The organism is Tenacibaculum sp. M341, from assembly GCF_004337695.1.
Classification (GTDB): domain Bacteria; phylum Bacteroidota; class Bacteroidia; order Flavobacteriales; family Flavobacteriaceae; genus Polaribacter.
This window is the reverse complement of the sequence record NZ_SJXJ01000009.1, coordinates 154499-172746: the sequence shown is the minus strand read 5'-3', so window position 1 is coordinate 172746 and position 18248 is coordinate 154499. Positions and strand designations below refer to the sequence as shown.

17 protein-coding genes are annotated in these 18248 nt (G+C 29.9%); 7 read left to right on the top strand and 10 right to left on the bottom strand.

From position 1 onward, the window contains the following. Nucleotide 1: 1 nt before the first annotated feature. The 3 genes from EYW44_RS12160 to EYW44_RS12150 form a co-directional block, all read right to left on the bottom strand. The gene (locus EYW44_RS12160; RefSeq protein WP_132723938.1) at nucleotides 2-949 is read right to left on the bottom strand and encodes an NAD(P)-dependent oxidoreductase; all 948 of its coding nucleotides are present in this window, start codon (nucleotides 947-949) and stop codon (nucleotides 2-4) included. Nucleotides 950-1015: 66 nt separating this feature from the next. Continuing rightward, nucleotides 1016-2080: a 3-phosphoserine/phosphohydroxythreonine transaminase gene (gene serC / locus EYW44_RS12155; RefSeq protein WP_132723937.1), complete on the bottom strand. Its 1065-nt coding sequence runs from the start codon at nucleotides 2078-2080 to the stop codon at nucleotides 1016-1018. Between the two features lie 47 nt (nucleotides 2081-2127). Continuing rightward, complete coding sequence (locus EYW44_RS12150) at nucleotides 2128-3189, bottom strand: acyl-CoA reductase (RefSeq protein ID WP_132723936.1); 1062 nt, start codon at nucleotides 3187-3189, stop codon at nucleotides 2128-2130. A gap of 72 nt (nucleotides 3190-3261) precedes the next feature. On the opposite strand from EYW44_RS12150, the gene EYW44_RS12145 reads away from it, so the two are divergent. The 6 genes from EYW44_RS12145 to EYW44_RS12120 all read left to right on the top strand — a co-directional run bounded on the left by EYW44_RS12145 (nucleotide 3262) and on the right by EYW44_RS12120 (nucleotide 9656). Further along, nucleotides 3262-3612 carry a 4Fe-4S dicluster domain-containing protein gene (locus EYW44_RS12145; RefSeq protein WP_132723935.1) on the top strand — a complete coding sequence of 117 codons (351 nt, stop codon included), beginning with the start codon at nucleotides 3262-3264 and terminating at the stop codon, nucleotides 3610-3612. 173 nt (nucleotides 3613-3785) lie between these two features. Continuing rightward, on the top strand, nucleotides 3786-4670 hold the full coding sequence (locus EYW44_RS12140; RefSeq protein WP_132723934.1) for a helix-turn-helix domain-containing protein: 885 nt from the start codon (nucleotides 3786-3788) through the stop codon (nucleotides 4668-4670). 138 nt (nucleotides 4671-4808) lie between these two features. Continuing rightward, complete coding sequence (locus tag EYW44_RS12135; RefSeq protein WP_132723933.1) at nucleotides 4809-5798, top strand: hypothetical protein; 990 nt, start codon at nucleotides 4809-4811, stop codon at nucleotides 5796-5798. Between the two features lie 16 nt (nucleotides 5799-5814). Then, a complete protein-coding gene (locus tag EYW44_RS22610) occupies nucleotides 5815-7272 on the top strand; it encodes a nuclear transport factor 2 family protein (RefSeq protein WP_243643652.1) in 1458 nt (485 codons plus the stop codon). A gap of 74 nt (nucleotides 7273-7346) precedes the next feature. Next, nucleotides 7347-8930 (top strand): GMC family oxidoreductase, encoded by a 1584-nt coding sequence (locus EYW44_RS12125; protein WP_132723932.1) that lies wholly within the window; start codon nucleotides 7347-7349, stop codon nucleotides 8928-8930. A gap of 108 nt (nucleotides 8931-9038) precedes the next feature. Continuing rightward, nucleotides 9039-9656 carry an O-methyltransferase gene (locus tag EYW44_RS12120; protein ID WP_132723931.1) on the top strand — a complete coding sequence of 206 codons (618 nt, stop codon included), beginning with the start codon at nucleotides 9039-9041 and terminating at the stop codon, nucleotides 9654-9656. A 67-nt stretch (nucleotides 9657-9723) separates the two neighbouring features. Here EYW44_RS12120 and EYW44_RS12115 read toward each other — a convergent pair whose 3' ends face one another. Then, nucleotides 9724-12168, bottom strand: a complete 2445-nt coding sequence (locus EYW44_RS12115; protein ID WP_132723930.1) for a TonB-dependent receptor domain-containing protein — start codon at nucleotides 12166-12168, stop codon at nucleotides 9724-9726. 154 nt (nucleotides 12169-12322) lie between these two features. Continuing rightward, nucleotides 12323-14203 carry a membrane protein insertase YidC gene (gene yidC, locus EYW44_RS12110; protein ID WP_132723929.1) on the bottom strand — a complete coding sequence of 627 codons (1881 nt, stop codon included), beginning with the start codon at nucleotides 14201-14203 and terminating at the stop codon, nucleotides 12323-12325. A 172-nt stretch (nucleotides 14204-14375) separates the two neighbouring features. Here yidC and EYW44_RS12105 point away from each other — a divergent pair, with 172 nt between their 5' ends. Further along, on the top strand, nucleotides 14376-14741 hold the full coding sequence (locus EYW44_RS12105) for a cupin domain-containing protein (protein WP_132723928.1): 366 nt from the start codon (nucleotides 14376-14378) through the stop codon (nucleotides 14739-14741). An 85-nt stretch (nucleotides 14742-14826) separates the two neighbouring features. Here EYW44_RS12105 and EYW44_RS22210 read toward each other — a convergent pair whose 3' ends face one another. The 5 genes from EYW44_RS22210 to EYW44_RS12085 all read right to left on the bottom strand — a co-directional run bounded on the left by EYW44_RS22210 (nucleotide 14827) and on the right by EYW44_RS12085 (nucleotide 18214). Continuing rightward, the gene (locus EYW44_RS22210; RefSeq protein ID WP_165872215.1) at nucleotides 14827-14988 is read right to left on the bottom strand and encodes a hypothetical protein; all 162 of its coding nucleotides are present in this window, start codon (nucleotides 14986-14988) and stop codon (nucleotides 14827-14829) included. 321 nt (nucleotides 14989-15309) lie between these two features. Continuing rightward, complete coding sequence (gene cobC, locus EYW44_RS12100) at nucleotides 15310-15834, bottom strand: alpha-ribazole phosphatase (protein WP_132723927.1); 525 nt, start codon at nucleotides 15832-15834, stop codon at nucleotides 15310-15312. Beyond that, a complete protein-coding gene (locus tag EYW44_RS12095) occupies nucleotides 15819-16580 on the bottom strand; it encodes an adenosylcobinamide-GDP ribazoletransferase (protein WP_132723926.1) in 762 nt (253 codons plus the stop codon). Before EYW44_RS12095 ends, cobC begins: the two co-directional genes overlap by 16 nt. Then, nucleotides 16581-17600, bottom strand: a complete 1020-nt coding sequence (gene hemH / locus EYW44_RS12090) for a ferrochelatase (RefSeq protein WP_132723925.1) — start codon at nucleotides 17598-17600, stop codon at nucleotides 16581-16583. Then, nucleotides 17597-18214 (bottom strand): hypothetical protein, encoded by a 618-nt coding sequence (locus EYW44_RS12085; RefSeq protein WP_132723924.1) that lies wholly within the window; start codon nucleotides 18212-18214, stop codon nucleotides 17597-17599. The genes hemH and EYW44_RS12085 overlap by 4 nt, the downstream gene beginning before the upstream one ends. Nucleotides 18215-18248 lie beyond the last annotated feature (34 nt).

Here is an 18248-nt window from a genome sequence, read left to right as displayed (position 1 = left end):
ATTATGAAAGTAACGCTACAGCTTGATTAGCTAATTCTAAACCAACTTTATTTACAGTTTCTTCTGTTAGTGATGCAATGTTAGGAGAAAGAGATAAGTTAGGATTCATTAATAATTGAATCTCTGGTCTTGGTTCACTTTCAAAAACATCTAAAGCAGCATACTTTATTTTTCCATCATTAATAGCTTTTACCAAAGCTACTTCATCTATTAATCTACCATTAGTACAATTAACTATTCCAATGCCATCATTCATCTTTTCAAAATGTGCAGCAGTTAAAATATGATCATCGGCAGAAGGCATGTTTACAGATATAAAGTCAGCATCTTTTAGCAATTCTTCCATAGAAACTGAACTAAAGTTGAAGCTAGTTGTTTGTCCGTCAAAAAACTCAAGTTCAACGTTTACTTCTTTAGCTTCAAAATGATACATAACAACTTTCATTCCTAAACCTAAAGCGATTCTTGCAGTAGCTATGGCTGTTTGTTCCATACCAATAATACCTAAGGTTTTTCCGCGCAATTCAGTTCCCCAATACATTTTTTTCAAACCAGTAAAGTTAGAATCACCTTCTAAAGGCATTTCTCTATTAGATAAATGTAAATTACGTACCATTCCTAATAAATGACCAAAAACAAGTTCTGCTATTGCATTGGCTGAAGATTCAGAAGCATTAATTACATGTACTCCTTGGTCTTTAGCATATTGAACATCAATATTATCTAAATTAACTCCAGAAGTTCCTATTAGTTTTAAACTAGGACATGCATCTATGAATTCTTGTTGTATTTCAATTGAATTAGGAATTAAAATAGCATCAATAGTTTCTTCGTTAATAAAGTTTTCTAATTGTTGTTCAGCTACTTTAGTAGTTATTACTTCAAAGTTAGCTTCTTCCAAAATTGTAACTGCATTTTCACTAACTCCAAGGTTTATTAATATTTTCATGTATTGTATTTGTATTGTTGTTTTACAGTAAGTTTTATTGATTACTGTAATTCACGATCATTGTTTTTAAGCTGTTCTTTCTAACTCTTGCATTACATCTACTAATGCCTGTACACTAAACAAAGGTAATGCATTATACATACTAGCTCTATAACCACCAACAGAGCGATGTCCGTTTAAACCATTTATTCTAGCTTCTTTCCACATAGCATCAAACTTTTCTTTTAACTTTTCATCATTTAAAGTAAAAGTTGCATTCATAACACTTCTATCTTCATTAACAACATTTCCTTTAAAAAGCTCATTTCTATCAATTTCGTTGTAAAGTAATGACGCTTTTTTATTGTTTACTTCCTCAATAAAAGGAATTCCTCCTAAATCTTTTAACCAATCTAAAGTTAACATTGATACATAGATAGAAAACACTGAAGGAGTGTTGAACATACTATCTTTACCAACATGTACTTTATAACTAAGCATTGAAGGAACTTCTCTTGTAATATTGTTTAATAAATCATTTTTAATTACAACTAAAGTAGCACCAGCAGGTCCCATATTTTTTTGAGCCCCAGCATAAATTAAGTCGAATTTAGAAAAGTCTAATTGTCTAGAGAAAATATCAGAACTCATATCACAAATTAAAGGAACTTCAACTGTAGGAAATTCTTTCATTTGTGTACCATAAATTGTATTATTACTTGTACAATGTAAAAAATCAATATCGGTTGGTACTGTATAGTTTTTGGGTATATAATTAAAATTTTGATCTTCAGAAGAAGCAACTTCAATCAAATCTCCAAACAATTTACCTTCTTTAATAGCTTTAGTACTCCAAGTACCAGTATTTAAATATCCTGCTTTTTTATTTAAAAAATTATAAGCAATCATTAAAAACTGAGTACTAGCACCTCCGTGTAAAAACAATGAAGTGTATCCTTTGTTGTCTAAGTTTAATAATTCTAATGCGGATTTTCTTGCTTTTTCAATAACATCAACAAAAGGTTTACTTCGATGCGAAATTTCAATTAAAGATAAATCGTCATTATTAAAATTAATTACTGCTTCTGAAGCTTTTTTCAATACTTCTTCAGGTAAAATACAAGGTCCAGCGCTAAAATTATGTTGTTTCATTATAGATTAGATTGATAGTACAAAGATGCAATTTTAAGAGTTGAGAATTAAATTTTTGATAAAAAATCTAGTGTATTTACTCCGTCAGCATAATCCCACAAGTTAGGATGCTGAGTTTGACCAAAAGAAATTTCGTTTTCAATGAAGTTTTTTGCAACTACACATTGAATATTATCCCTTTCTTCATAAAGTTTAATTTTAAGATCATCTTCATTTTCGTAATATTCATAAAATACTGAAGCAATAGGAGATGAGTAGCTTTCATCTTCTTTAATCATTAAAAAACCATTCTCTAAAATATCAAATTCGCTCATTAAATACACAGCTTTGTTGTAATCGTAATTATTAGCGTATTTAGCATTATTAATAATTTCTTGTTTGTTAAACATTCCTTTGAAAAAAGAATCGAAATTATAATCTTTAGGAACAAATAATTTAGAAACTGAACGACAACCTAATCCAAAGTAGCGAAATACATCTTCACTTAAATTTTCATAATCTTCTTCCGTTTCTTTACCAGTAATAATGGCTACAGAATTTCTGTTTTTACGAATAATATTAGGTTTATCTTTAAAATAATATTCGAAATATCTTGCTGTATTATTACTTCCTGTGGCTATTACAGCATCAAAATCAGTTAGTTTTTCTTTTGTAAATTCAATTTTACCTTTAAAATCTTCATTTACATATTCTAAATATTTAGCTAAAAATGGTGTTAAATGCGTATCGTTGCTTGATTGTTTTACCAATACAGAATGTCCCGATATTAATACAGCAATAAAATCATGAAAACCTACAAGAGGAATATTCCCAGCCATAATAATGGCTACTTTTTTGTTAGAAGAGCTTGGTAAACTTTCGTTTACAATCCATTTAGAAATATTATCATAAGAAAGTGCGTTTGCCCAACTTTCACATGAAAAAAGCAAGTTTTCTTTAGTAAACCAACTATTGTTTTCTTCAGCTAGCTTTAATTGATGTTTAAATCCATCAAAAAATAAATCATTGAATTCAATATTCTCTTTTTTAGAAATTTCATTTCTATTAAACTGACTTAAAAATTGTCCTAATTTTACAAATGATTGAATTCGTTTCTCGATTATATCCATTTAAATTGATTCTAAATTAAATTGGCTTTATTTTTGTATTTGCAAAGTTACAAAAACTGAAAGTGATATTTTATGGCAATTATAATAACAGATGAATGCATAAATTGTGGTGCTTGTGAACCAGAGTGCCCAAACACAGCTATATATGAAGGAGCAGAAGAGTGGAAATATTCAGAAGGTACAGATTTAACAGGAAATATAATTTTACCTAACGGAAATAAAGCAAATGCAGACGAAGATCAGGAACCAATTTCTGACGAAATTTACTATATAGTTGCAGATAAATGTACAGAGTGTAAAGGTTTTCATGAGGAGCCTCAATGCGCTGCTGTTTGTCCGGTAGACTGTTGTGTACCTGATGATAATAATGTTGAAACAGATGAAGAGTTGTTAGCGAAACAAAAGTTTATGCATAATGACTAAGATTTTATAGTTAATTACATTTAACTCTAATGTTTCTTTTTTAACACTAAGAAAACAAACTATTTTAAAACAGCCATCTACCTATGTGTATGATGGCTATTTTAGTTATTTAAAGAACATTTTTACCTTTAAGAGTCTTAGTTTGAATAAATATAATTCATACTTTTACCATTATGGTTAAGAGTTTTCCAAAAATTTCATACAAATCTCAAGTAGAATTAAGCATTGAAGTAATGACTTTTACTGAAACGTATGAAAAACTGGAAAAGATAAAGTCTCATAATCCATTTACAGCTCATAAAATTCAGTTTTATTTCATTTTAGTAATTACAAAAAATTCCTACTCACACTATGTAGATTTTGAGTATTACAATTTAAAAGAAGGAAATGTTTTATTCATAGCAAAAAATCAAGTACATCATTTTACTAAAAATAGTAAAAAAGCAAAAGGATTTTGTATTGTAATTAATGGCGATTTTTTAGAAAAAAACTACTTCATTTCTAAAAACATAAATCTAAATAGGTTATACAATTATCATTTAGAGACTCCCGTTATTTTTTTACCTAAAGGAGAAAAAGATAAAAAAGATTTTGTTAGTACTGTTAAAAAATTACATCAAGAATATACGTTACCCAACAGTTTTGCAAAGTCAGAAATGTTAAGAGCTTATCTTCATATTATTTTAATAAAAGCTGAAAGAGTTAAAGAAAAACAGTCAGTTAGCGATGTAAAACAACATTGGCTAGAGATTTTTAATAATTTTAGGAAACTATTAAGTGTTGATTATGTAAAAACTAGAAGTTCAAGGTTTTATGCCTCTGAGTTACTGGTGTCTTATAAGTTTTTAAATGATGTAGTTAAAGAATTAACAGGTAAAACAGCCAAAACATTTATAGATGATTTTGTGATTATAGAAATCAAACGTTATCTATCATCTTCTTCATTATCAATAAAAGAGATCAGCTATAAAACAGGTTTTGAAGAGCCTGCCAACATGATAAAGTTTTTTAAAAAGAACACAACTAAAACTCCACTTCAGTTTAGAAAAGAATTTTAATCTTCTCATACTTTTTACATAGCTTAATTTAATTTAGGTTACACTTTTACCATTTCTCGTTTCGGTTTGATAATCCTTTAAACTTACTTAATGGGTAGGTTTGTACCATTATAAAAAACATTCAAAAACTTTTTAAAAATGAGAAATTTTAAATTCAGTTCCATAGCTATTGCTCTATTATTAGCAGCTACTTGGTCTTGTAGTGATGAAAAGGTAGTTGATACCAAAACACCACTAGTTATACCAAGTAATTTGAGTATAGCAGATAATACTTTTTTTCCGGAGGATATTATTATAGTAGATGGAAAACTTTTTGCTAGTGGATTCGGTGATGGTTCAGTAAAGTCTTTTGATTTAACTAAAGAACAAGCTACAGAAGAAGAGTTTGCACCAGCAGAAACTGGTTATCCACAAGCTTGGGGTTTTACGAGTGATGGAAATGTGCTTTTAAGTAATATTAACAATTTAAACTTCACCACTTTTCAGGGAGAGGGAAGTAAACTAATAGAGTATAATATTAGCACTGGTGCTAAAAGTGGTGAATGGGAGTATCCATTAGGTACTACAGCGCAGTCTGTACAAATAGTAAATGGAAAATATTATGCTGGAGATTTTTCTACACCTAGAATTTTTAAAGTTGATCCTGTAACTAATGCTGTTACTAATTGGTTAACACCTGATGCTTCTGCTTGGGATCCTACAAAAGGAGGTCTTGGAGGTATGATCTATAACGGAAAAGATGCTTTTTATGTAGCTCAAGGTGGAAAGTTATGGTATATCCCTATCACTAGCAATGGTGATGCTGGAACAGTTCAAGAAGTAACGGTTTCTGGTATTGCAGAAATTGATATTGATGGTATTTCTTGGGATGGTAACAACACAATATACTATGCTACAAACGATGCTAGTTTAGGTTCTAATGATGGAGGTGTAGTATACAAAGTAGTTTTAAGTGATGCTACTACAGGTGAGGGATCTGTGGTTAAGAGTGGATTATTTAATCCTTCTGGAGTATGGTATTTGTCAGATAACGGTAATGAATATGTTTTTGTTGCTGAGTCTCAATTAGGAGTGTTCTTCGGAGTTACTCAAGAGATGCCATTCAATATAGAGATAATAAAATTATAAAAACTAAATACGAATTATGAAACTTAAAATATTAATGATAGCAATGATTACAGTATTATTTGCAAACTGTACAGAAGCAGAAAAAAAGAAATATGTACTAGAAGTAACTAGTTTTAATTTAAAAACTACGGCAAACCATTTAGATTTTAATAAGCTAGATGCTGAAGTAGAAAGTAATTTTACAAGCAAGCAGCCTGGTTTTATTAAACGTCAAAGCAGCGTAAATGATCAAGGAGAATATGTTGTGTTAGTATATTGGAATACAGCTCAAGATGCAGATGCTTCTATGAAAAAATTTATGGCAGATACTTCTGTTGCTGATTATGCAGGTATGATAGATCCTACAAGTATGAAAATGGCACGTTATACAATAGAAGATGAATTTAAGGCTAATAATAGCGATTTTGTAGAAGTGATGTCTTTTAAAACTAAAGACGGTGCAGATATTAAAGCTTTTGATAAAATTAATAAGAAAGTAGAGACGGATGTTACTGCTAAAAGAAAAGGATTTTTACAACGAATTACAGGGGTAGACGATAAAGGAGATCAGGTTGTTGTAATTTATTGGGATAACAAAGAAAATTCAGATGCTGCATTACAACCTTTTATGAACAACCCAATTTCTAAAGAGTTTATGGGAATGATGAACCAATCAACTATTTGGATGTCAAGATGTGAATCTTTAACTGCTTTAACAGGTAACAAGAATCAATTACAAAACAAAGAGAAGGTTGTAGCATTGTTAAACAGTTTTAATACAGGAGATAAAGAACCTATTTCTTATATCAATCCAGAAAAATACATCCAACATAATTTAGATGTAGCTGATGGTTTAAAAGGGTTTGGTGAAGTTATGCAGCATGCGCCTCCACAAGGTTTTAAAGCAGAAGTAATTCGTGCTTTTGAAGATGGAGACTATGTATTTACTCATACTAAATATGATTTCTTTGGACCAAAAGCAGGATTTGATGTTTTCAAGTTTGAAAATGGAAAAATTGTTGAGCATTGGGATAATCTTTTAGAAGTTCAGAAACCAAATCCTAGCGGTAGAACTCAATTTGATGGAGCTACTTCTTTAACAGATTTAGATAAAACTGAAGCGAACAAAAAAACAGTAAAAGATTTTATTGAAAAAGTTTTGTTAGGTCATGAAATGGATAAGCTAACAACTTATATCAATCCAGAAAAATATATCCAACACAATCCTGCTGTAGCAGATGGTTTAAAAGGTTTTGGAGAGGCAATGAAATATTTTGCTGAAAACGGATTGGTAATGGAGTATACAAAACTTCATAAAGTATTAGGTCAAGGAAACTTTGTATTAACTATGAGTGAAGGAAAGTTTGGTAAAGGGGATCATACAGCTTTTTATGACTTATTTAGATTAGAAGAAGGTAAAATTGTTGAGCATTGGGATGTGATTACTACTATTCCAGCAAAATCAGCATGGAAGAATTCAAACGGGAAGTTCTAGTTTGATTTAGTTTAAGATTAGAGGTAGATATCAATTCAATGGTATTTGCCTCTTTAAACAAATAGATTAAAAAAATGAATACAGAGTTTGATTACATTATAATAGGTGGTGGAACAGCTGGACCTGTAGTAGCATCAAGGTTATCAGAAGATCCAACTATAACTGTTTTACTTCTTGAAGCAGGTGGTGAAAATACAAAAGAAGGTATTGCTTTTGCTAATGGAGCAGGTACTATGTGGACACCAGATACCAATTGGGGATATAATTCTACACCCCAACCAGGGTTGAATGGAAGACAAGTAATGCAGCCTAGAGGTAAAGTTATGGGAGGCTCTGCAGCTATTAATATAGGTTCTTGGTCAAGAGGAACAGCCGCAAATTACGATAGTTGGAATTTAGATGGTTGGGATTGGCAAACTATTTTAAAGTGGTATCTTAAAATAGAAGATAGTGATAGAGGAGCCAACGAGTTTAGAGGTGTTGGTGGACCGATGAAGCTAGAAACAACTCCCGAAGGTACTTTTATGACACAAGTTTTTAAACAAGCTTGTGTAGAAGTGGGTTTAGGAGCTACAGATGATTTAAACGCTGTAAATAATGAAGGTTTTGATGTTTGGCAGAGTATTTTTAAAAATGGTCGTAGACATAACACAATAACTAATTATTTAGATAGTGCAAGGTTGCGTTCAAATTTAAATATTCAAACTGAAGCTTTCGTATTAAAAGTAATTATAGAAAATGGAATTGCAGTAGGTGTTGAATATTTTCAAGAAGGTGAGACAAAAACAATAAGAGCTGCTAAAGAAGTTGTTATCTGTACAGGAGCGTATGCTACTCCTAAAATATTAATGCATTCAGGTATTGGACCAGCAGATTATTTAAAAAGTTTAGGTATTGAAGTTGTAAAAGATTTACCTGGAGTGGGAGAGAATCTTGCAGATCATTTAAGAACTGATTTTGGAGTAGTTTCTCCTGATGGAGTTGGTGTTTCATTAAGAGCAAATCCAAATGATCCAAATCAATTAGAAGAGTGGAGAAGAACAGGATATGGTCCATTGGCTGTAGTTCAAAATACAAGTGCAGCTTTCTTTAAGTCTTCACCTGAAGTACCAGTGGCAGATATGGAATTGATGTTTAATATTAATGCACCGGTAGAATGGGGGCAAGAACCTCCTAAAAATGCAGGTTATTACATAGATGTAGGATTAGTTCAACCTAAAAGTAAAGGGAATATTAGATTGGCTTCTGCAGATCCTAAAGATACTATTCTTGTAAACCCTAATTATCTAGGGGATGAACAAGATGTAAAAACTTACATCAATGGAATGAGAATAGCCATGAAGTTTCCGACAACATCTTCATTAACGCCGTTTACAGATTTAGATACTGTGTCATTAAGTTTAGAGGCTTCTGATGATGAAATAAAAGATTATATTAAAAATAGAGCTCAATCTATTTACCATCCAGTAGGTACAGCTAAAATGGGAAGAAAAGAAGACCCAATGGCTGTCGTAAATGAAAAATTGCAGGTGAGAGGTATTGAAAATTTAAGGGTAGCAGATGCTTCTGTGATTCCTAATTTAATATCAGGTCACACAATGGCTCCTACAGTTTTAGTAGCTGAAAGAGTTGTTGATTTTATAAGAAACGAAAATTAATTTTTTCAATTACAAAAGGAATATTATGAGGTTAATATTCCTTTTGTTTTTATCCCCTTCACACAATTATAATTAATACAAAACATATATAATTTAATTAAAGTTTAAATGGAATACACAAAAATAGATGAAACCATAAATGAGTTATTTGAAGACTCAAAAAATGATTATTTGAAAATGATAGGTCAAGCAACTAAAGCGGTTTTTAGACCTATGCAACCATCAGATTTTAAAAATATATATCTTTCAATATCTAAAGATGAAGGTGATGGATTAGAAAATTTAATTAAAGAAAATCAATTAAAAAATATTGTTGAATTTGGAACCTCATTTGGTATATCTACCTTGTTTTTGGCAAAAGGAGTATTAGAAACTAATGGTACAATTGTAACAACTGAGTTGATTGAATCTAAGGCGTTAACAGCGATAGAAAATTTTAAAAGAGCTGGAGTACATGATTTAATAGAAGTGAGAATAGGTAATGCTATTGATACATTAAGAAATTACAATCAGCCAATTGATTTGTTATTTTTAGATGGTTGGAAAGATTTATATCTAGCTGTTTTCGAATTATTAGAACCTAATTTTCATAAAAAAACAATTGTGTATGTTGATAATGCAAATATGAGAGAAACACAAAGGTTTTTAAAAGCGATAGATTCAAAATTAAAATATGAGTTAACTCCTAAGTACGGAGGTAAAGTTTATTTAGTTACTTTAAAATAATAAATAACGATTAGTAAGATTTATAAAAAAAAGGTGTGTTATATAAAACAACACACCCGTTAAATTTTTAAAATTCTCCACCACCATCACCATCATATTCACGTCTAGATCGTTCTCGTTTCTTTTTTTGATTGAATCTGTACGTAAAGTTTAATGTAATTTGACGTTCTCTCCATTGAAATATTCCATTAGAAATTGTTTCAGGAGCTTCTCTACCACCAAAATAAGTAGTACTTTCTCTTTTACGAGAATTAAATAAATCACTTACATTTAAAACTAATGTGGCTTTTTCTTTAAACAAGTCTTTACTAAAACCTAAGTTTGTAACAAAAATTCCTTCTCTGTCACTTTGTGCATTAGATTGTGGTCCACGATAAGATAAACGTGTTTGCCATTGAATTTTTGCAGGTAATGTAATTCGTGAATTGAATCGAGCAAACCAAGTACTTTGATTTACTTCATCTAAAGGTGTAGTAATACTTTCTCCGTCATTTGCGGTATATGTGTATGTAAACGCATCTGTTTTAAATTTAAAAAAGTTAAATGATCCAGATAATCTAACTTTTTTAGAAACATTATAGTTACTTGTAAATTCAAATCCATAACGTTGTTCGTCGTTTAAATTTACAGGCTGACTAATAAATACATTTGTTCCACTTCTATTTTCTATGATAGAAACACGTCTTATTAAATCTGTAGAGTGTTGGTAGTATAAAGAAGCACCAAGATTTATTTTTTTAATTCTTGTATTATAACCTAAATCAAAAGAACTAGTAAATGTTGGAGTTAAACTTGGGTTTCCTCTAAAAATACTTGTGTTAGAACTTCTGCTTTCAAAAGGATTTAAAAACCAAAAACGAGGTCTTTCTAGTCTTCTACTGTATCCCAGTGTTATGTTATCATTTTCACTCAATTCATACCCTAAGTTAATAGTTGGAAAAAGTTCTGTAAAATCTATTTCTGATGATTGATCTGTTGTAAACACTGTTAAATCAATATCTGTTATTTCTGTTCTTAAACCAAGCAAATACGAAAACTTGTTGATTTTACTACCAAACTGAGCGTAAAAAGCATAAACATTTTGTTTGAAGTTAATTTCATTAGAAGGATCAAAAGTAATCGAAGGGTCTGTAAATCTTACTCTAAAATCAGAATCTAAATTTTGTAATGTAGATTTATGTCCAGCTTCAAACTGACTATTTTCGCCAATAGGTAACACGTAATCTAGTTGTAAAAGTCGATCAATAGAATTAGTAATTTGAGAGTTTTGTTCAGATAAAGCTCCGTTGACTGTAATAGGAGCGTTTTCAGTTTCGTCACTTTCACTGTATTGTAAATCGATATTTAAACGTTGACCTTTACCATCAAAATTATTAGTGTAATTTAAAGCATATTGAATATCAGTTCCGTCTTCTTCTTCATTTTCAATTCTAACTTGGTCTAATAAAACAAGATTAGGATCTTCAAATTCAAACACATCAATATTGTTTGTAGCTACATCATCTCCTTTAGATTTTCTGTAGAAAACTGTACCTGTAATAGAACTATTTTTGGTTAAGTAATACTCTAAACCTAATGAAGAATTAAAGTTGTTACTCTTTCTATCAAAATCTCTGTCTTCTATTCTTGTGCTATCAATAGCTCTAGTGGTTTCGTTGATGTATGTAAAGTTGGTTAATGAGTTACCAGGACCCTTACGATATCTGTATCCTAAATTAGTAAAGATGTTTAGTTTTTTAGTTCTGTAATTTAAGTTTCCTCCAATCTGAGCCAAATCAGGATTCCCTACAGAAGTATTTATAGATCCGTTAAAACCTGTTATTTTACCTTTTCTAAGAATAATGTTTAAAATACCAGCAGTTCCTTCAGCATCGTATCTTGCAGACGGAGAGGTAATCACTTCTACTTTTTCAATAGCATCAGCAGGTAAATTTCTCAAAGCATCTGTTCCGCTTAAACCTACAAGAGCAGAAGGTTTACCATCTATTAAAATACGAACATTTTCATTTCCTCTTAAACTTACAGCACCTTCGGCATCAACATTTACAGAGGGAACATTATCTAATACATCAGATGCATTTCCTCCTTTGATGGTCATGTCTTTTCCAACATTAAAAATTTTCTTGTCTAATCTAATTTCAACAGTCGATTTTTCAGCGATAATTTCAACTTCATCTAAAGTTTCAGCATCTTCAGAAAGAGTAATAGTTCCTAAATTTGTGCTTTTGATAAGTTTTCTCTCTGGAAGTTGTTTTGTTTTGAATCCTATAAATTCAACCTTCATAAGATAATCCCCCTTAGGAACCTCAATATTAAAGTTACCTTTCAAATTGGTAACTCCACCAGTTATTTTATTGTTTTTTTTGTTGGTTAAAATTAAAGTAGCATACTCTAAAGGTTGTTTGGTACTGGCTTCTATAATTTTACCCGTTACTGTTATTCGTGGTATTTTTTTTGTTTGAGCAAAAAGAGAAATGCTTAAAAGAAAAAATATAAGTGTAATTTTTTTCATTAGTATGATTTGATATAATTCAAATTAGACAACTAAGTTCACAATTGGTTTAATCACTTATAGTTAAAGATATGTTAAAGAAAAAAACCGTTTTGTTTAACAAAACGGTTTTAAAATTATATAAAAGATGTAAATCTAATTAACGATAGAATTTCTATTTCTTTTTTTTATTTGCAGCTCTTTTTTGAGCTTCTTGTTGTTCTTGAGCTTGTTTCATTGCAGCATCTAAACGCTCTCTAAATTTACTTTTCTTAACAGGCTTCTTTTTGTTTTCTTCAATTTGTGCATGAATTTTAGCTTCGTCAATTACAAAGTTTTTAATTACAAGCATTATAGCAATAGTTAATAAGTTAGATATAAAGTAATATAAACTTAATCCACTTGCATAATTGTTAAAGAAGAATAACATCATAATAGGAGAGAAGTAAATCATATACTTCATCATTTTACTCATATCAGGCATACCTTCTTGTGGTGGAGCTTGCATGTTTGCTTGTTGACTTTGATTCATTTTCATATAGAAAAAGATAGCTAACGAAGCCAAAATTGGAAATAAACTAATGTGATTTCCATAATAAGGAATATTAAAAGGAAGCTTAAATATTACATCATAAGACGATAAATCGTTAGCCCATAAAAATGCTTTTTGACGAAGATCAATATTGGTAGGGAAAAACTTAAATAAAGCGAAGAACACAGGCATTTGAAGTAATGCAGGTATACAACCAGACATCATACTTACACCAGCTTTTCTTTGAACCGCCATAATTTCTTGTTGACGCTTCATCGCGTTTTCAGAACCTGGGTACTTTTTATTGATTTCCTCCATTTCTGGACGAATAACCTTCATTTTAGCACTTGATAAATATGATTTATATAAAACAGGTGATAAAATAATTCTAACAACAATTGTCATTAAAATAATAATTAAACCATAGTTTCCAATAAATCCTTTTAATACATTAAAAACAGGGTAAAAAACATTTCGGTTTAAGAAACCAAAAATTCCCCAACCTAAATCACTTATTTCAACTAAGTCTGTTCCTTCATAGGTCTTTAATAAGTTGTATTCTGTTGGTCCGTAAAACCATTGCATGTTATAATTTAACTCTCCATTTTTTAAAGCTAAAGGAGTGTTAATAGAGAATGTTTTAGTAAACACGCTATCAACTTCTTCACCAGCATAGTCTACAGACTTCAGTTTAGCATCGTTAAAAGGAGTGTCTGTTAATAGAGCAGCTGAAAAGAAGTGTTGTTTGTATGCCACCCATTCAACATTATTTACAATATCATCATCTTTCATTTGTAAATATTCAACATCACCATCTTCTTTGTAGTAGTAATATGTGTACATATTTTCTGTACGCATACTTTTCTCTTTACGAAGTGCTTTTAAATCCCAATTTAAACTGATTTTTTGACTGCTATTAATAACAGTTCCTAAACCTTGAGAACGAACAGCAAAATCAATTTTGTAATCATTTGGCTTAATTTCATAACGGTATTCTAAATATTGGCTTTCAGAAACCTTTAATTTCATAGATAATACTGTATTCTCTCCATTTTTAGTTTTAGAAGGAATAAATAATAAATCTTTAGTATTTAAAATTCTATTATCAGTAGTACCAAAATTAATATTGAAAGATGCATTTTTGTCTTTAACAATATGTAATGGTAAAGAATCATAAGTTTGGTAGTTTTTTACTAATACATTCGTAATTTCTCCACCTTTATTGCTAATAGTTAATTTGATTAACTCATTTTCTATAGTTGTTTCTCCTTCTTTACCATTCATGGCACCATATGAGAAAGCACCAAGTTGGCTTTTAAGTTGAATTTGCTTTAGTGAATCATTAACAGCAACATCAGTTGTAATTGCTTGTTCTGTTTGATTAGTACTAACTTGTTCGGTTTTTGTTTCGTTAGATTGTTCTTGTTCAACATCTTTATTACCAGTGTTCATCCACCATAGTAGAATACCACCTAATAAAAGCATTCCTATAAAAGAGTTGAAATCAAATTTTTTTTCTTCCATTGATATATTTTAAGTGTCAACTTGTCATTTTCTCAAAATTTGTCTGAGAAAAGCGCGACAAATGTAGCAAAACTACATCTCTTTTTAGTTGTTTAGTTATAATTAATTTATACAAATCTTATAGCACAAATGGTATTCCATTTTATAAATTTGTTGATATAGATTTAAAATCATGAAAAAAAAATATTTAATTCAAAAGAATCCTTTTGTGGTTCCTACTACTGATGGAAAATTAATTGAAGAACATTTTGGTAACGCAACTGATAAAAATTCAAATATTAGTATTGCACATATGGTTGCTCCTTCTGGTTGGAGTGAACCTTTTCAAACTCCAGAATTTGAAGAGTACACATATATTATAAAAGGTAAAAAGCAATTTATTGTTGATGGTGAAACAATTATTCTTGAAGCAGGACAATCAATAAAAATTGAGAAAGGTGTAAGAGTGCAATATTCAAATCCTTTTGAAAATGAGTGTGAATACATAGCTATATGCTTACCAGCATTTTCTATTGATTTAGTGAAGAGAGAGGAGTAAAAACAGGTAAAGGGTAAATACCGAGTAAAAATAATGAGTTTTTTACATGTAATGTAGGTATGGTATTTACCCTATTTTTATAATATTATCCAAGAACTAAACAGTTTCCTATACCAATTACGATACAATACCTGTCGTTTATATTTGGGCAAACACTGATATCACTACACAGTCCAATTCCGCCTTTAATAGATTCTTGTTGTTTTTTACTTAAAGCTTTTCCGAGGTTAAGAATAGATTTTTTCATTTTAATCTTGTTTTAAGTATCATAAGACGGACGGAGGTCCGCCTTATGATTAAATTAGTTTACAGATTTATATTGGTAACTCAATTACTAAATTGTATTTCCTTCAAAATCTCCCTTCTTATAAACTAATTTAGTATTTACTTGGTTGATTAATTTTAAAAGGAAGCTTAACTCCTTTACACAAATGTGTAATATATTTACGAAACAGGAAATAGTGATTTCATACCTGTATCAATATATTTCATATTCGTTGGTATGTAAATCAAATCGTTTATTAAAGCAGTAGAGATTTTCCTTTAAGTAGCTGCGGTTTGATGAATTTTATATGGTTACAGTAAGTATTTCACCATAGTTGACTTTTAGTTCAAAGGAATTTTTTAATGGAATGTTATGGATGTAAGACCAAAAACTTCTAATTACTCCTGCATGTGTTACTACAATAACACGTTTGTAAGGTAGTTTACTAATTTCATTTATAAAGTCAGTACTTCTTTTATGTAAATCAATATAAGATTCTCCGTTTTTGGTTGGTATTTCAACAAAATTATCCATCCAATTATTTAAATCTTCTTTATAAATGTCGTTCCAACTTTTCAATTCCCAATCACCGAAATTTAATTCCTTTAAACGATCGTCAGTAATTATTGAAGAATTAATTTTTTGTGCTAATTTTTTACATCTTTTTAAAGGACTTGAATAGAGGATGTCATATTCTAAATCAGTAGTTTTTTTTAGAATCTTTTCAGCTTCATCTATAAAAGAATCTGCTACATCAATATCCGATTGACCATAGCAGATTCCTTTTTTTATGTTTGGAGTGGTATGTCTTATTAAAACAATTTCCATATTCCTATTAGAGATAAGTAAAAAACAATTTCAGAAACTTGTTGTAATGCTCCAGCACAATCACCTGTATAACCACCAATCCATTTCTTATAATAATTACTAAGATATAAGTAAGTAATAAATAATGGAATTAAAGATAACAGAATAATTGGCGACTTAAAAAAGAATAGGGGAGTAATACCAATTACAAAAGCTATTATTAATGATGTTAAACTTAGTTTATTGTTGTTGATTTTAACTTTTGAAGTAGCTTCACCTCTCACATAACTATGAGAAAAAAGAAGTAATGTTGTATTGTATCTGCTAATGGCATGTGCAGATATAATAATTAAGGGTAAGGTTTTACTATCAAAAAAATTAAGACAGTAAAACTTCAAACCTAATATTATAATTAATCCGATAACACCAAAAGCTCCTAAGACAGAATCTTTCATGATAGATAGAATTTTGTCTTTAGTCCATCCGCCTCCAAATCCATCGCAAACATCTGCAAAACCATCTTCATGTAAAGCTCCTGTAATCCATATAGATGATATCATACTTAAAATAACTGCTATTTCCTTAGGAAAAATAAAAGAAGCTGTATAAAAAATAGAAGCAGCAATACTTCCTACGATAATACCAATTAATGGAAGAAAACGATTACTCTTAAGTAGTGCTTCAGAAGAATGATTCACCCATTTCGGGTAAGGTATTCTTGTGAAAAACAATACAGCAGTTAAAAAGTAATGAAATTGTTGCTTCATTTAGTTATTAGAAAACTCATTAATCCATTTAGCCAATACATTCACCCACTCTTCATTATCATTTATACAAGGAACCGTGTGGAACTCTTCACCACCAGCTTCTAAAAACTCTTCTTTACCTTCCATTGCAATCTCTTCTAAAGTTTCTAAACAATCAGAAACAAAAGCAGGAGTTACAATAGCTAATTTTTTAACGCCTTCCTTTTCAGCTTTCTTTACAATAGTTCTGTCAGTATATGGTTGCAACCATGGATCAACACCTAAACGAGATTGAAAAGAGGTAGAAACCATGTTTTCATCTAAATCTAACTCTTTGATTACATTTTTAGTAGTTTCTAAACATTGATGTCTATAGCAAAACTCATGAGCTTTAGAAGGCTTGTTACAACAACTCCCATCTATTTTACAATGTGATTTAGTAACATCTGATTTACGGATATGACGTTCTGGTACACCATGATAAGAGAATAAGATATGATCATACTCTTTATCAGCTAAATAATCTTTTATACTGTTAGATAACGCTTTGATGTATTCTGGTTTATTATAAAAAGCAGGAACATCAGTAATCTTCATGTCAGCAAAAAACTCTTTTCTTAACTCTTCAGCTAAAACAACAATAGTTTCTGTTGTTGCCATTGCAAATTGAGGATACAATGGAATTAACAATACATCTTTTACACCTTTGTCATACAACTCTTGTAATCCTTGTTTTATAGACATTGATCCATACCTCATGGCTAATGCTACAGGTAGTTCTGTTTTAGCTTGTACTTTATCTTGAAGTCTTTCAGATAAAACAATTAATGGTGAACCTTCTTTCCACCATATTTTTTTATATGCGGCTGCAGACTTTTTCGGACGTGTATTTAAAATAATTCCTTTTACTAAAAATGAACGAAACCAATAAGGAACATCAATTACACGTTCATCCATTAAAAACTCGCCTAAATATTTTTTAACATCCTTTGGATCTGTACTGTCTGGAGATCCTAAGTTTACTAATAAAACTCCTTTCATTTTTTAGTTTTTATATTAAGACAAGGTCCGTTTATTGAAGCCTCATCTATTCCTATTGTGTTTTTATTTAAAATATCTTTTGAAACGTCTTTACTTAATACAAGACATTTAAAAATTCTATCGTTATATCTTTTATAGCAATCAAAATTATGAATCTCATCTTTGCTAACTAAAACATAGGTGAAATTGTATTTCATTTGAATTTCTAAATCTTTTTTAGATAATTTTTCTACTTGAAATACATATAATTTTTGTGTGTCATTTTCAATATCTTTTGTAGCACTTTTTGAAATAATTTCACATTCTTTTTCAAAGGCTATGGATTTTGATCTTTTTCTTTTAGTCCATTCATGCTTATAATTGTATGTTTTAACAATACTGTCGTTTATTTCAAAATAGATAAGATATTCATCTTGTTCTTTTTCAATTTTTAGTTCAAAAAAGCCATCATCATCAATTACTTTTCTATGAATAAACCCATCTACATATACCAGTATTAAAGGAAATTGCTTTTTAAAAATATGAGAAGTAAATAGTTTACCTTTAATAGAATCTTGCGATTGCATTGTTAAAGGAATAAATAATAAAATGATAATGTATAAAAGTCTTTTCATTATTTAAATAATCTATTTTTCTTCTAACTTCTAA

What these genes read in the sequence shown, in the direction of transcription:
- cobC (WP_132723927.1), bottom strand. Translation starts at nt 15,834, where the DNA reads ATGGAAATTGTTTTAATAAGACATACCACTCCAAACATAAAAAAAGGA.
- EYW44_RS22610 (WP_243643652.1), top strand. Translation starts at nt 5,815, where the DNA reads ATGAAACTTAAAATATTAATGATAGCAATGATTACAGTATTATTTGCA.
- EYW44_RS12135 (WP_132723933.1), top strand. Translation starts at nt 4,809, where the DNA reads ATGAGAAATTTTAAATTCAGTTCCATAGCTATTGCTCTATTATTAGCA.
- EYW44_RS12115 (WP_132723930.1), bottom strand. Translation starts at nt 12,168, where the DNA reads ATGAAAAAAATTACACTTATATTTTTTCTTTTAAGCATTTCTCTTTTT.
- EYW44_RS12105 (WP_132723928.1), top strand. Translation starts at nt 14,376, where the DNA reads ATGAAAAAAAAATATTTAATTCAAAAGAATCCTTTTGTGGTTCCTACT.
- EYW44_RS22210 (WP_165872215.1), bottom strand. Translation starts at nt 14,988, where the DNA reads ATGAAAAAATCTATTCTTAACCTCGGAAAAGCTTTAAGTAAAAAACAA.
- EYW44_RS12120 (WP_132723931.1), top strand. Translation starts at nt 9,039, where the DNA reads ATGGAATACACAAAAATAGATGAAACCATAAATGAGTTATTTGAAGAC.
- EYW44_RS12125 (WP_132723932.1), top strand. Translation starts at nt 7,347, where the DNA reads ATGAATACAGAGTTTGATTACATTATAATAGGTGGTGGAACAGCTGGA.
- hemH (WP_132723925.1), bottom strand. Translation starts at nt 17,600, where the DNA reads ATGAAAGGAGTTTTATTAGTAAACTTAGGATCTCCAGACAGTACAGAT.
- serC (WP_132723937.1), bottom strand. Translation starts at nt 2,080, where the DNA reads ATGAAACAACATAATTTTAGCGCTGGACCTTGTATTTTACCTGAAGAA.
- EYW44_RS12085 (WP_132723924.1), bottom strand. Translation starts at nt 18,214, where the DNA reads ATGAAAAGACTTTTATACATTATCATTTTATTATTTATTCCTTTAACA.
- EYW44_RS12160 (WP_132723938.1), bottom strand. Translation starts at nt 949, where the DNA reads ATGAAAATATTAATAAACCTTGGAGTTAGTGAAAATGCAGTTACAATT.
- EYW44_RS12145 (WP_132723935.1), top strand. Translation starts at nt 3,262, where the DNA reads ATGGCAATTATAATAACAGATGAATGCATAAATTGTGGTGCTTGTGAA.
- EYW44_RS12150 (WP_132723936.1), bottom strand. Translation starts at nt 3,189, where the DNA reads ATGGATATAATCGAGAAACGAATTCAATCATTTGTAAAATTAGGACAA.
- yidC (WP_132723929.1), bottom strand. Translation starts at nt 14,203, where the DNA reads ATGGAAGAAAAAAAATTTGATTTCAACTCTTTTATAGGAATGCTTTTA.
- EYW44_RS12095 (WP_132723926.1), bottom strand. Translation starts at nt 16,580, where the DNA reads ATGAAGCAACAATTTCATTACTTTTTAACTGCTGTATTGTTTTTCACA.
- EYW44_RS12140 (WP_132723934.1), top strand. Translation starts at nt 3,786, where the DNA reads ATGGTTAAGAGTTTTCCAAAAATTTCATACAAATCTCAAGTAGAATTA.